The organism is Prochlorococcus sp. G4PB17, assembly GCF_059772445.1.
Genome location: NZ_CM186288.1, coordinates 732,369 through 746,145, shown reverse-complemented (window position 1 = coordinate 746,145; position 13,777 = coordinate 732,369). Strand labels below are relative to the sequence as shown.

Annotated in this window: 11 protein-coding genes; 5 read left to right on the top strand and 6 right to left on the bottom strand. The window is 36.4% G+C overall.

Annotated features, from left to right (window positions below; genetic code table 11):
• Nucleotides 1-4 precede the first annotated feature (4 nt).
• From trxB to AC6EJB_RS04635, 3 genes are all read right to left on the bottom strand, one after another.
• Nucleotides 5-1,378 carry a thioredoxin-disulfide reductase gene (gene trxB / locus AC6EJB_RS04645; protein ID WP_498492541.1) on the bottom strand — a complete coding sequence of 458 codons (1,374 nt, stop codon included), beginning with the start codon at nucleotides 1,376-1,378 and terminating at the stop codon, nucleotides 5-7.
• A gap of 101 nt (nucleotides 1,379-1,479) precedes the next feature.
• Nucleotides 1,480-1,710, bottom strand: coding sequence for a DUF8673 family protein (locus AC6EJB_RS04640; protein WP_498492540.1), 231 nt, complete (start codon nucleotides 1,708-1,710; stop codon nucleotides 1,480-1,482).
• A gap of 222 nt (nucleotides 1,711-1,932) precedes the next feature.
• Complete coding sequence (locus AC6EJB_RS04635; RefSeq protein ID WP_413678294.1) at nucleotides 1,933-2,511, bottom strand: EF-1 guanine nucleotide exchange domain-containing protein; 579 nt, start codon at nucleotides 2,509-2,511, stop codon at nucleotides 1,933-1,935.
• Nucleotides 2,512-2,643: 132 nt separating this feature from the next.
• Here AC6EJB_RS04635 and AC6EJB_RS04630 point away from each other — a divergent pair, with 132 nt between their 5' ends.
• From AC6EJB_RS04630 to AC6EJB_RS04615, 4 genes are read left to right on the top strand one after another with little or no spacing between them, the layout of a single operon-like run.
• A complete protein-coding gene (locus AC6EJB_RS04630; RefSeq protein WP_498492539.1) occupies nucleotides 2,644-3,789 on the top strand; it encodes a Re/Si-specific NAD(P)(+) transhydrogenase subunit alpha in 1,146 nt (381 codons plus the stop codon).
• On the top strand, nucleotides 3,786-4,079 hold the full coding sequence (locus tag AC6EJB_RS04625) for an NAD(P) transhydrogenase subunit alpha part 2 (RefSeq protein WP_011294842.1): 294 nt from the start codon (nucleotides 3,786-3,788) through the stop codon (nucleotides 4,077-4,079). Before AC6EJB_RS04630 ends, AC6EJB_RS04625 begins: the two co-directional genes overlap by 4 nt.
• 11 nt (nucleotides 4,080-4,090) lie before the next feature.
• Entirely contained in the window at nucleotides 4,091-5,530 is a 1,440-nt protein-coding gene (locus AC6EJB_RS04620; RefSeq protein WP_498492538.1) for an NAD(P)(+) transhydrogenase (Re/Si-specific) subunit beta, read from the top strand.
• Nucleotides 5,514-6,614, top strand: a complete 1,101-nt coding sequence (locus AC6EJB_RS04615; RefSeq protein WP_498492537.1) for a serine aminopeptidase domain-containing protein — start codon at nucleotides 5,514-5,516, stop codon at nucleotides 6,612-6,614. Before AC6EJB_RS04620 ends, AC6EJB_RS04615 begins: the two co-directional genes overlap by 17 nt.
• A 7-nt stretch (nucleotides 6,615-6,621) precedes the next feature.
• Here the strand turns inward: AC6EJB_RS04615 and AC6EJB_RS04610 are convergent, their stop codons facing one another.
• Nucleotides 6,622-7,854, bottom strand: a complete 1,233-nt coding sequence (locus AC6EJB_RS04610; RefSeq protein WP_498492536.1) for a 1-deoxy-D-xylulose-5-phosphate reductoisomerase — start codon at nucleotides 7,852-7,854, stop codon at nucleotides 6,622-6,624.
• 92 nt (nucleotides 7,855-7,946) lie between these two features.
• Between AC6EJB_RS04610 and AC6EJB_RS04605 the strand changes: the two genes are divergently transcribed.
• The gene (locus tag AC6EJB_RS04605) at nucleotides 7,947-9,272 is read left to right on the top strand and encodes a sodium-dependent transporter (RefSeq protein WP_498492535.1); all 1,326 of its coding nucleotides are present in this window, start codon (nucleotides 7,947-7,949) and stop codon (nucleotides 9,270-9,272) included.
• A 2-nt stretch (nucleotides 9,273-9,274) separates the two neighbouring features.
• Here the strand turns inward: AC6EJB_RS04605 and cysS are convergent, their stop codons facing one another.
• A complete protein-coding gene (gene cysS, locus AC6EJB_RS04600) occupies nucleotides 9,275-10,771 on the bottom strand; it encodes a cysteine--tRNA ligase (protein ID WP_498492534.1) in 1,497 nt (498 codons plus the stop codon).
• A 43-nt stretch (nucleotides 10,772-10,814) separates the two neighbouring features.
• The gene (gene polA / locus AC6EJB_RS04595; RefSeq protein WP_498492533.1) at nucleotides 10,815-13,775 is read right to left on the bottom strand and encodes a DNA polymerase I; all 2,961 of its coding nucleotides are present in this window, start codon (nucleotides 13,773-13,775) and stop codon (nucleotides 10,815-10,817) included.
• Nucleotides 13,776-13,777: the final 2 nt, after the last annotated feature.

The window sequence follows — 13,777 nt, the reverse complement described above, 5'->3', positions numbered from 1 at the left end:
AATCTTAAATTAGTTGATCTAATGCGGATTTATATTCACTTCTGGCTTTAACTCCTTTCCATTGTTTTTTTAGTTCTTTATTTTTAAAAAGATGGACTGTTGGAGTTCCACTCACCTCAGCTTGTTTGGCAATATCTTGATCGGTTTCGATATCAATTTCAACACCTATAGCTTTACCTTTTGATTCGTTAAGGACTCTTTGAAGCTGAGGCTTGAGTATATGACAAGGACCACAACTACTTGATGTGTAAATTACGAATAGAGGCTTTTTGGTTTCATGGTACAACTTTCTTAATGCATAGCTTCCCTTTTGCCATACCTTCTCGGGGTCGAAATTTCCCTCATTGCTAGTCTCTAAAGTTTTTGTTGTTTCAGCTATTGAGGGCTCTAATTCATCTCGCTTGATAAGAGTTGTAAGACTATTTTGTGCTAGCCATCTTTCAGCAGCCAGAGCTGCTTTGCAACCGCTGCCTGCCGCTGTAATACCTTGACGCCATTCGGAATCAGCAACATCTCCCGCTGCATAAACACCTTCTAATGATGTTTCTGGCCTCCCAGGTTTTGTTGATAAATAGCCTTTAGAATCAGTGGTTAATTGATTATTAAATAGAGATGTGTTTGGAGTATGGCCTATTGCATAAAAAAGGCCTTTTACCAAAATCTCATCCTGCTGATTAGTATCTTTTCTTTTAATCTTTAACTTTTCAAGCCACTCATTGCCAAGAACATCTAAAAGTTCAGTTTCCCAATGAATAGTTATGTTTGAGTTTGCCTTGACTCGATCGGCCATTGCTGCAGAAGCTTTTAACTTGTTAGATCTGACTAATAAATGCACATGGCTTCCGTATTTAGTTAGATATTCAGCTTCTTCACAAGCCGAGTCTCCCCCTCCAACAACTGCAAGCTCTTCTTCTCTAAATTGAGGAGTAGCGCCATCACAAATGGCGCAGGCACTAATACCTTTACTCCAGAATAATTTTTCGTTTTTTAGCCCTAGCCTATTGGCACTAGCTCCTGTGGAAATAATTAAAGAATTTGATTTAACTTTTCTAGTAGTTGTATTGATAGTAAACGGTCTTTTACTTAGATCTATTGAAATTGCATCTTCTTCGATTAATTTTGTACCCCATCTCACGGCTTGAGCTTTTATTAAATCCATTAATTCTGGGCCCTGAACACCATTTGGGAAGCCAGGAAAATTTTCAACAAATGTTGTTGTCATCAATTGACCTCCGGGGATTCCTCCCTGCTGAAAGCCTGTAATGAGCAATGGTTGTAGATTTGCTCTTGCTGCGTAAATAGCAGCTGTGTACCCAGCTGGTCCAGAACCAACTATTACTATATTTTCAGTTTTTAATTCTTTTATCTTTCCTTTCATTCCTTTGAAGAAGTAATGACTTACACGATATAAGAAAAAAACTTCAATTTGTATTTATAAGAGAAAAAGAGGAATATTTTCAAATCTATTATTATTTCGAATTAAAGCTCAAGTAGTTCATCTGCGTCAAAATTTTCTCTTTGAAAATCAGGAACTTTTAGTGTTGAAGCTTTTACCCCCTCAGGGTAAGTATTTATACAAGTAATCCATTCGCAAAATTCCTGGCTAATAGCATAGCTATCTTCATACCTTTCCACACTATCAAGTAAAGCTATTCTGCTAGCGGCCCAGCAGCTTGCGATGCTGATTCTCTTTTTAAAAGAAGCATTCATTGATTATTCCCCAACGAAGCTACCTTGACATGCCAATGGGAGGTTAACTTGTGTTTTTTGGTACAAGTTAGCGTTTTGTCTGGAAAACGAAATTATCGCTTAAGATTTTAGATTTCCTTAATATTTAGAACTGAAAAATGTATTGAACTAATTTTGGAATCTAATGAATAGAATTAATTATTATGTGCAGTTGCTAAATCTAATTTAGCAACTGCACATAATTTATACTGCCTCTGTATGGTTTATTAAGAGCTTTTCTACATCATTTATACCCTCGATAGCAGCGTTTTTGGCTAATTCAAAGTCTCCATTTGCCTCTTCTTCCAATGCTTTTGCGATTTTATTTGTCAACTCTTCTTTCTTGCCTTCGATCATTACTATTATTTCATTTTCTATTACTTTTCTGACAGCTTTTGATGGTAATTTATCATCCTTTGCTTCTGCAAATGTACCTTGTACAAGTTCTTGGATAAATAAGCGATGAACTTCGCTGCTCCTTAAAAAACTTTCAGTGGCGTTGATGATTCCCTCAACCAAAGCTTCGTCTGGTTCGGATTCTTTGTTTGCAAGCTTGAATTCCCAGTCAAGATGTTTTCTTTGCCATCCAGAGGAATGCAGGCTTGGCATGACTGTCTGAGAAAAAGTATCAACAGACATTTCGTAAATTCGTTCAGCTAAACGTTCGCACCATTCTTTCCCATGACTTTGTAGATTTTTTTGCATGGCAGTTCTTGGGACTGCATGCCCACCGTGATGGCTATGACATACACCATCGGGACATTCGATCGCGGTGAGACTCATTTTTTCTTGATCGATAACATTTTCTCATTTCCTTCATAGCCAAGAAAAACTATTAGGAAAACCTTTCTTAACTAAAAATGCTGGTATTCAAACGTTTCCTCTCCTAATCTTAAGGAGCATATTCTTTTTACTTTGGTTAGTTTCTTAATACCCTTCGAATCAGCTTTAGGGGAAACACGCGTTTCAGCTACTCCAGAGACTGTTAAAAAGTTTTTGGATTTAGGCTGTAAAATATTTTTTGAAAAAGGTGCAGGAGAGGCTGCTGGTTTTTTAGATAATACTTATGTTGATGCTGGCGCTGAATTGGTTGAAAAGGAAAATAATGAAGTAAAAAAAATTGTTGATATTGTTCTTTGTGTTCAGCCTCCTGACAAAAAATTTCTTTCACATTTAAAACCTGGCTCTCTCCTTGTTGGCTTATTAGATCCATATGGGAATAATTTATTAGCCGAAACGTTAAGATCTCAAAAAATCTCTGCAATGTCTTTGGAGTTGCTTCCAAGAATTAGTAGAGCGCAGTCATCAGATGCATTATCTTCACAAGCAAATATAGCTGGATACAAGTCTGTACTTTTAGCTGCTAGTGCGCTTGATCGATATTTTCCAATGTTAATGACTGCTGCTGGTACTATTCAGCCTTCAAAAGTTGTTGTTTTAGGCGCTGGGGTGGCAGGACTTCAAGCTATTGCAACTGCAAAAAGACTAGGTGCTGTGGTTTATGTGAGTGATATTCGAGAAGCAGTAAAGGAGCAAGTTGAATCACTAGGAGCAAGATTTATTGAGCTTCCAAAGACTGATGAAACTCCATCAGAGTCGGGCGGATATGCAAAACAAGTTTCTGATGAATTTCTGATTGCACAAAGAAAAGAATTGGCAATTCAATTATCTGAAGCTGATGTGGCAATTTGTACTGCTCAGGTGCCTGGTAAAAAAGCTCCCAAACTTATTGATGAAAATATGTTGGATAATATGCGTCCTGGTTCGGTAGTGATTGATCTTGCTGTGCTTAGTGGTGGTAATTGTGCATGTTCAAAACCAGGAGAAACTATTGTTAGAAAAGGGGTAAAGATTGTTGGTGCTTCTAATCTCCCTTGCTCAATACCAAATCATGCAAGTTCTTTATATTCGAGAAATTTATTGTCTCTTCTTCAGCCAATGTTTAAAGAGGGTAAGTTTTTAATTGATAACGATGATGAGCTTATTGCTGGTTCTTTGATTAGTAAGGATGGAGTAATACTCAAATCAGAGATTATTGAGAATGGAGGAACTAGGTCATGAGTTTTTTTAGTGAGGCTCTTTGGGTGCTTCTCCTTGGAAGCCTTTTGGGATTAGAGCTCATAGGAAAAGTCCCTCCAACTTTGCACACTCCACTAATGAGTGGGGCTAATGCAATTTCAGGCATCACGATGCTTGCAGCTTTAACTTTAATAATAAAATCCGGAGACAATTTACCTTTACTAATAATTGGATCAATATCTCTTGGATTTGCTTTGTTTAATGTGATTGGTGGCTTCCTTGTTACAGACAGGATGCTTGCAATGTTTAGTCGTAAAAAAACTCGTAAATAGGATTCTCTCTTATGACTTTTATTGCTCCCGTTAAGTTTGCTATTGATCTGCTGGCAGTTTTATTGCTTGCTTTAGGTATCAAAGGCCTTTCAAAAGTTAGATCAGCAAGAGAGGCGAATAGGCTTGCCGCCATTGCAATGATATTGGCTGCTTTTGGAGTATTGCTTAACTCTCAAGGAACCACAGGCATTTCTATTAACTCTTGGATTTGGATAATTTGTGGAACTTTAATCGGAGGCCTTTTAGGTGCCTTAACTGCTAAAAGGGTTCCAATGACTGCGATGCCTGAGATAGTAGCTTTGTTTAACGGTTGTGGAGGGATGTCATCCTTATTGGTGGCACTTGGTGTGGCTTTGTTCCCAACGACAGACGGCTCAGATGATGTAGTCGGTGAACTTATTAGAAATTTCTCAATAGTCGTTTCACTTTTTGTTGGATCCATTACATTCTCTGGATCAATTGTGGCAATGGCAAAGCTTCAAGGTTGGCTATCTACACCTTCTTGGACACAAAGCAAAGCTAGGCATTTTTTCAATATTCTTTGTGCTGTTATTGCTTTGATAGGTGGAATTTATCTTTCAATCGATGGACAAAATGGTCTTTTTCTTATTGTAATTGCCTCATCTTTGCTGGGTATTGGAGTGACTCTTCCTATTGGAGGAGCCGATATGCCAGTAGTCATATCCTTGCTAAATAGCTACTCAGGAGTTGCAGCAGCAGCGGCAGGATTTGTTGTCGGTAGTCAACTCTTGATTGTCGCCGGTGCAATGGTTGGAGCTGCTGGATTAATACTTACTCAAGTGATGTGTGATGGCATGAACAGATCTTTAGTTTCTGTATTATTTGGGGGTGCACTTGGCGCTAGTTTTGTTACTTCAGGAGGTGGAGGGGGAGAGTATACAAATATTACTAGTTGCAGCCCAGAAGAATGTGCACTTACTCTTGAGGCGGCAGAGAGAGTGGTGATTGTTCCTGGTTATGGTCTTGCTGTAGCTCAAGCTCAGCACACACTAAGGGAGGTCACCAGAGTCTTAGAAAACGCCGACATTGAAGTCACATATGCTATTCATCCTGTTGCAGGAAGAATGCCTGGACATATGAACGTTCTGTTGGCCGAAGCAGATGTTCCTTATGAGCAATTAAAAGAAATGGATGTAATAAATCCTGAATTTCCCGCCACGGATGTTGTATTAGTTTTAGGAGCGAATGATGTGGTCAACCCTCAGGCCAAGAATGATCAGACTTCACCTTTGTATGGAATGCCAGTTTTAGACGTTCAAGAAGCTAGAACTGTATTTGTTGTTAAAAGAGGAATGAGTGCTGGATATTCAGGAATAAAAAATGACCTTTTTGATTTGCAAAATACCTCTATGGTCTTTGGAGATGCAAAAAAGGTTCTTGGAGATCTTTTATTGGAATTAAAGGAGCTTGGAGTTGGAAGTAAAGGATAATTTAAAAAAAGAAGATTTACTTTCAGATTTAGGAATAAGCCCTTTTAAAGAGCGTCTCCCATGGATCGGTCCTGACCTTCAGACACTAAGAGATACCTTTGCCTCAGATGAATTGCCTGATGCCTATTCATCTGAGATTCGTATAAAGGTCCCACCTCTCAAAAGTAGAAAGACAGGAGGAGGCTTCTTGGTTGCCTACTTGGATAAGCCATCAAGTGTATCGAGCATTAATGGTTTAGTTCTACTTTTGCATGGTCTTGGTGGTTCTACTCGCAGAAGAGGTTTGACCAGAATGGCGAGTGCTTTGGTGCAATCAAATTTCGCTGTTTTGAAGCTTAATCTGAGAGGTTCAGATCCTTGTAGGGATTTTGTTGATGGCACTTATGCGGCTGAATGCAATAGTGATTTGATTCCTGTATTAAGGCGAGCTAGAGAGATTTCATACCAGTTAACTGAAGACTATCAATCTTCAAAAAATATTCCTGTCTTTGGAGCTGGGATCTCTTTGGGTGGAACTATTCTTTTGAATGCTTGCATGAGTGATGAGTCTTTATTAGATGGATTGGTATGTATAAGTAGTCCTTTGGATTTGAATGAGTGTAGTTCTTCTATTGAAAGACCAAGAAATTTTATTTATCAAAAATGGTTGTTAAATCGTTTAATTAGGCAAACTTTAGAAGATCCTTTTGGGATAGAAGAAAGAGAAAAGAATGCATTATTAATAAATAAAAAGGATAAAGAAACAAAAATAAATGATATTAGATCTTTTGATAATTTAATAACTGCTCCAAGGTGGGGATATAAAGATGTTGGAGAATATTATGCAAAAGCATCTCCTTTTTTCTCTCTTATAGAAAATAAAAAATCTCTTCCTAAAACATTATTTATTCAATCCAAAGATGATCCTTGGGTTCCTTTTTTAGCTGCTGAAAAACTAATGGAAAACATGAAATTTTCTAATAATCAAATAGCTAATCAATTTATTTTTACTCAGAAAGGAGGACATAATGGATTTCATGGGGTTCAAGGTTGTTGGGGGGATCAAGTTGTTTCTAAATGGTTTTTATCTTTGAAAACTATTTAATCTAAAACTACATTCTTGTAATATTTCTTTCTGAATAATCAAAGACTTCTTCTCTAGCCCAGCTGTCAATTTCAAGAATTTCACTGAGGCTTGGATTTAGATTTAGGTCGTATTTATGTTTCTCGCAAATCGCCTCAATTACTTTTGGAATATCGATAAATTTAAACCTTTCTTCTAGAAATAGTTCTACTGCTTTTTCATTAGCGGCATTAAGCACTGCTGGCATTGTGCCCCCTAATTTTCCTGCGCTGTAAGCAAGTTCCATACATGGATACTTTTTAGTATCTGGTTCTTTAAAAGTTAAATTGCCAATTTCAGTAAGCTTTAATCTTGGCCACGGTGTTTTAAGTCGACCAGGCCAACTTAAACAATACAAAATAGGGAGTTTCATATCTGGCCATCCCAATTGAGCTAAAACTGATGAATCATCCAATTCAACCATTGAGTGAATGATGCTTTGTGGATGGATAATGATTTCGATTTGGTCATATGAAAGACCAAAAAGATAATGCGCTTCAATGACTTCGAGTCCCTTATTCATAAGGGTTGCAGAATCTACAGTTATTTTCTTTCCCATGCTCCAATTAGGATGGCTAGTCGCATCCTCGACAGTTGCTTTCACTAAATCTTCTGCTTTCCAATCTCTAAATGCTCCTCCTGATGCAGTTAATTGTATGGATTTAAATCCTGGAGTAGGCACTCCAGTTGAGAGTCTTGCATTATCAGCCCATGGCGTTCCTTGTAGACATTGAAATATCGCTGAGTGTTCAGAATCCGCAGGCAAGAGCCTACTTCCACTTTTTTTTAAAGCAGGAATGACAACTGGTCCTGCTGCAATCAAAGTTTCTTTATTTGCCAGAGCTAGGTCCTTCCCTGCTTCAATAGCGGCAAGTGTTGGAAGGAGGCCAGCACAGCCAACTATTCCAGTTACAACAAGATCTGCACTTCCCCAAGCTGCTGCAGTATTAAGTCCTTCGGCTCCCGCCATCAATAAGGGCTTCTTGAATATTTTTGAATCTTCATTGAGACTATTTATTCGCCTAGACAGTTCTGGCAAAAAAGACTCATCGGCTAGTGAAACGACTTCAGGTTGATGCGTTTCAATTTGTTTGATTACTAAATCAATATTCTTTCCTGCTGTTAGTGCAACAATTTTGAATTGATCAGGAAACTCTTCTGCAATTTGAAGGGTTTGAGTTCCAATAGATCCTGTTGAGCCTAAAACGCTTATGGCTTTCACATTGTGAAGTCAAGTATGACCAGTCTCCCATTTAAAGGTATAACCCAGTTATATATTTACCAGTTTCTTCTCGATTTTAATAGAGATTTATTATGCAAGAAAGGGAACAATGGCGATCAGGACTGGGATTCGCACTCGCCGCAGCCGGTAGTGCTGTAGGCCTTGGTAATCTTTGGGGCTTTGCTTATAGGTCATCTCAAGGAGGTGGACTTGCTTTTCTTATCCTTTATGTATTGGTTGTTTTAGTTGTATGCCTACCTGTTTTAGTTGCAGAGATGGTCTTGGGGAGAAGCACTGCAAGTAGTCCTTTCCTTGCTCCAATCAAAGCTGCTGGAGAGAATTGGAAGCCTCTAGGTTGGTTATTTGCAATAGCTTCTTGTGGAATTCTTTCTTATTATGCAGTGATAATGGGATGGACAATTGATACTTTCTTCCATTCCTTATTTATTGGTCTACCCTCAGATATGACTGAGGCGGGAGAATTTTTTGGTAAAATTAGTAGTGGCAATAGTGTATTTGTAGGTCAAATAATCAGCTTATTGTTAACTGCTTTTGTTGTTGTTGCAGGCGTTCGTGGAGGTATAGAAAAACTAACAAAATGGGCAATGCCATTTTTATTTGGACTCCTTTTGTTTTTAGCTATATGGGCTGCAACTTTATCTGGGGCATGGGAAGGATATACATCCTTTTTACTTAAATGGGATTCATCTCAACTTTTTGATAAAAACACAATAAGTAATGCATTTAAACAGGCTTTCTTTTCTTTAAGTTTGGGTATTGGAATTATGGTTGCCTATTCTTCATATCTAAATCGTAAAAATCATCTTCCTAAAGAAGCTTTGAGAGTTGCAACTTTGGATACTGCTGTGGGGTTACTTGCCGGGCTGATTACATTCCCTGTCGTTATGAGTTTTGGTTTGAAAGATGTTATCAGTGAATCAACTGTTGGGACTTTATTTATTGCTCTTCCAACTGGATTTGCAAATCTTGGATTGTTTGGGAGATTGATTGCTGCCGTTTTCTTCGGATTGGCCTTTATAGCTGCTATTACCTCTTCTATTTCATTAATGGAAGTACCAGTATCTTCTTTAATGGACAGGTTGAATTGGAGTAGAAAGAAGGCCGTTTGGACTTCAACATTATTGATCTTCTTGATTGGAATACCGTCTGCTATTTCTACAGACTTTTTAGGCAAGTCTGATGCAATCTGTAATACACTCTTGATATTAGGTGGTCTTCTAATTTCAATTCTTTTGGGTTGGATTGTTCCAAATCGTTATGATGAGGATCTATCAAATTCTAATGCTAATTTGAGAGTTAGAAGATATCTAAAGTTTATGTTGCGCTGGGTGTCTCCACCAGTTATTGCTATAGGACTTTATTTAACAGTCTTATCTACAATAGAAACATTTGCTTAGTCTCAAAGTCGTTTCCATTCAGTAACTCCTTTAGGCTTATCAATTAAATCAATTCCAATATTTTTCAAATCAGCTCTTATTTTATCAGCAAGTAAAAAGTCTTTATTTGCTTTTGCTAAGGATCTATTCTTGATAAGTTCTTCAACTTTATTAGTGTCAAGTTCAGCATTGTTTTTTGGTTTTTCTGGATTTAAATTTACTTTTAAGCCCAAAACTCCTGCTAACTCAGAGAGTAATTCCCATTTATTAAAAACTTGATTTAAAATATCTTCGTCAACTTCATTGATATCTGTTCCTTTTAATAAATTTAGGCACTTTCTAATAGGTTGAGACAATTCAAAAAGTATAGATAAAGCTCCAGATGTGTTTAGGTCGTCATCCATGTAGTTTTCAAAGTCTGATAATAATTTAAATGAGTCTTTATCAAGTTTAATGTTGGCAGATCTTTTTATCGGTTTATCTATGTTGATTTCGTTTTTAGCTTGATCTTTAATTTTATAAATATAACCAAAAGACAGGCAATTATTTAATCTTTCCCATCCCTTTGAAGCAGCTTTTAGCGCTTCTTCAGTAAAATCTAGGGGCTTACGGTAATTAGTTTGTAACACAAAAAATCTCAAAGTCATAGGTGAAATACCTTCATCTAATAAAGACCTAATGGTTGTGAAATTCCCTAGTGATTTGCTCATCTTTTCACCTCCCACATTAACCATTCCATTGTGAAGCCAGTATTTTGCTAGCTCTTTCCCATTACAGGCTTCAGATTGAGCTATTTCATTCTCATGATGAGGAAATATCAGGTCTGATCCACCAAGGTGAATATCAATACTTTCTCCTAATTCTTGTTTAACCATTGCTGAACACTCAATATGCCAACCTGGTCTGCCGTCTCCCCATGGCGAAGAGTAACTAACCTCACCTGATTTGGACTTTTTCCAGAGAGCAAAATCAAGCGAGTTATTTTTACTTTCTTTTTGATTTGTTTTTAATCTTCCTGCTGCATTATCTATCTGATTCTCAATTTCTCTTCCACTAAGTTTCCCATAATTTTTATGTTTATCTACTGAAAAATAAACATCACCATTTGATGAGTAAGCTACTTTTTTTTGTTCTAATTCTTCTATGAAATTAATAATTTGATGGAGGCATTTTGTTGCTCTCGGCATGCTACTTGGTCTGAGAATGGAAAGAGTATCCATGTCTTTATGAAATTCATCAATATTCCTTTCACTTAATTCATCAGTAGAACATCCTTCTTTAGTTGCTCGATTAATAATCTTGTCATCAATATCAGTGAAGTTTTGTACAAATTTAACTTCAAATCCTTTCCAAATTAAAAACCGTCTTAATACATCCCAATTAAGATAACTTCTTGCATGACCAAGATGACATAGATCATAAACAGTTACACCACAACAATAAATTTTAACTTGATTAGGATTTATAGAAATAAAATCCTCTTTCTTTTTGGATAAGGTGTTTGTGAATTTTAGGGACAATTTCTTAAATAAAAATGTGAGAAATTATTGAATTTGTCAGCAACTATTTTGCCTCCATCCAATTTACTCCAACGCCAGTTTCAACGATTAGAGGGACACTAAGTTTTAAGGCATTTTCCATAGTGTTTTGGACAAGGAGTTTTGTTTCCTCCAAATCTTTGGGATCAACTTCTAGCACGAGTTCATCATGCACTTGAAGTAGAATTTTCGCTGCCAATCCAGTCTTTCTTAAAGCTGAATGCAATTGAATCATTGCTAGCTTAATTATGTCTGCACTTGAGCCTTGAATAGGTGCGTTTGCTGCGGCTCTTAATTGTTGTGCTTCCATCCCTGCTCTTCTGGCGGTAGTTAAATCAATTTCATTTGGTGGAGTTCCCAGAAGTCTTCCAAGTCCATTTTTATTGAAATGAAAATAACGTCTTCTCCCTAGCAATGTTTCAACAAACCCTTGGCTTAGGGCAAGTCTCTCTTGAAATTCTAAAAATTTAAAAACGGCTGGATAACGTTCTTTGAATTTACTTAAAAAATATTTTGCTTCTATTAATGAAACTCCCGTTGATCTTGCAAACCTTTGAGCCCCCATCCCATAAATAACCCCAAAATTTATTGTTTTTCCTATTCTTCTTTCATCGGCGTCAATGGTATCTTTTTCAAATAAAATTTTCGCTGTTAAAGAGTGGACATCTTCATTTTTTAAATAAGCATTTTTTAGTACTTCTTCACCTGAAAGATGTGTGAGTATACGAAGTTCAATTTGTGAATAGTCTGCGCTTAGAAGTTTCCAATCTTTTTGCGGAAGAAAAGCTTTTCTTATTCGTCTACTAAATTCAGTTCTGACAGGGATATTTTGGAGATTTGGATTGCTGCTACTTAATCTTCCAGTAGCGGTTACGGCTTGATTGAAATCTGTATGTACTCTTCCCGTTTCTTTTTCAATAAGCTGAGGTAAAGCATCTACATAAGTATTGAGCAACTTGCTTATAGTGCGATGTTCAATGATCATTTTTACTATTGGATGGTCTGATTCCATCTTTTCCAATACACCTGCATCTGTACTCCATCCTGTTTTTGTTTTTCTTGATTTCTTTCTATCTAAATCAAGTTTCTCAAAAAGTAATTCACCTAATTGTTTAGGTGATGAAAGGTTGAACTCACTTCCTGCAATCTTATACACTTCTTCCTCAATAGTATTTAATTTTGTTGTTAACTCTAAAGATAAATCTTTTAGATAAGGTACATCAATAATGATTCCTGTGGATTCGATTTCTGCTAAAACCTGCTCAAGTGGTTGTTCAACTTCTTTGAGTAAGTTTAATAATTTTTTACTTTTTTCTTTTAATCTATTAATATATATGATTGCTAATTTTCTTGTTAAATAAACGTCCATCCCGCAGTACATACTCGCAGACTTAATATCCACATAAGAGAAGTCTTCTCCTTTTTTGACAACATCAGAAAAACTTTTGGGCTTAAATCCAAATTCTCTATAAGCAATTTCCTCTAAACTATGTTTAAGAGTTGTATCACATACATAATCTGCAAGTAAAGTATCAATTACAACGCCATTTAATATAATTCCGTGTCTTAGTAAAATCAGTCTGTCATATTTTGCATTTTGTAGGGTTTTGGGATTTTCATTGCTAGAGAACCAATCCTGAAGTGCAAAGATAACTTCTTCAATCTTTAATTGATTTATTTGATTAACTTCTATTAAATCAGCTTCTTTATTTTGATGTCCTATTGGTATATAAACTATATTTTTTAACGATTCACCGAAACAAAATCCTAAGCCAACAAGTTCAGCTTTAAACGGATTCAAATTGGTTGTTTCGGTATCAATGGCTATTGGTTTTGTCGCATCAGTATGTTTCATTATTTGTGCAACAAAATTATTAAGTTCTTCTAGATTGTCTATAATCTTAGGCTCTATCTGAGGAATCTCTTTTGTTTCATTAAGCCTATTAAGTTCAGTATTTTCGATCTTATGAGGAACTAACTTTTTATCTTTTAATGAGAGCTTATTATCTTGTTTTGGTAAGCCTTCTTTGGAAAATAGAGCTTTAAAAGTTGAAACTTGTTTTAATAAACTATATAATTCAAGTTTTTCAAGATTTTCAGTTAGTTTTGATTCGTTAATACCTTCTAAGTTATGTTCTATTTTTGGACTTATAGGAATCTTAATTAATATTTCTGCAAGTTTTCTTGAGAGATATGCATTATCTTTGTCTGCTTTTAGCTTTAATCTTACGGCTCCTTTTATTGCGCCTCGCTTGGCTTTTTCGCCCTCTTTCTCAAGCTCGTGGAGTGATTTATAAACTCCATCGAGATCATTGTTTTCGTTTAAAAGATTTATAGCTGTTTTTGGACCAACTCCTTTGACACCAGGAATATTGTCTGAGCTATCACCAGTTAAGGCTTTAAGATCAATAACTTTATTAGGATTTACTCCAAGTTTCTCTCTTACTCCTTCTTCATTAATCAGTTTAGGATTCCCACTTTTTGCGTAAGGACCTCCACCCATATACAAGACTGCTATATCTCTTGCATCATCTACTAATTGAAATAAGTCTCTATCTCCAGAGAGGATTCTTACACTCCATCCTTTTTCAGCTGCATCATTAGCAAGTGTCCCTAAGACATCATCAGCCTCATATCCAGGGGCTTTGCATATGGATAGATTCAGACTTTCTTTGAGAATCCCTTCAAGCTGATCTAAATCTTGAAAAAATATATCTGGTGCTACATCTCGATTGGCTTTGTAGTTTGGATCTTCCTTGTGGCGAAATGTGGGCTCAGCAGTATCAAAAGCAATTGTTATCCCTTTAGGTTCGATAGATTTGCAATTATCTAAAAGGCTTTTTAGAAAACCATAGGTAACACTTGTAGGAAACCCGTCTTTTGTCGTAAGACCTCCTTCACCTCCTTTGCTAAAAGCATAAAAACTTCTAAAAGCTAAAGAATGGCCATCAATCAATAATAAAGTTGGCTTTTTTATTTCTTTCATGA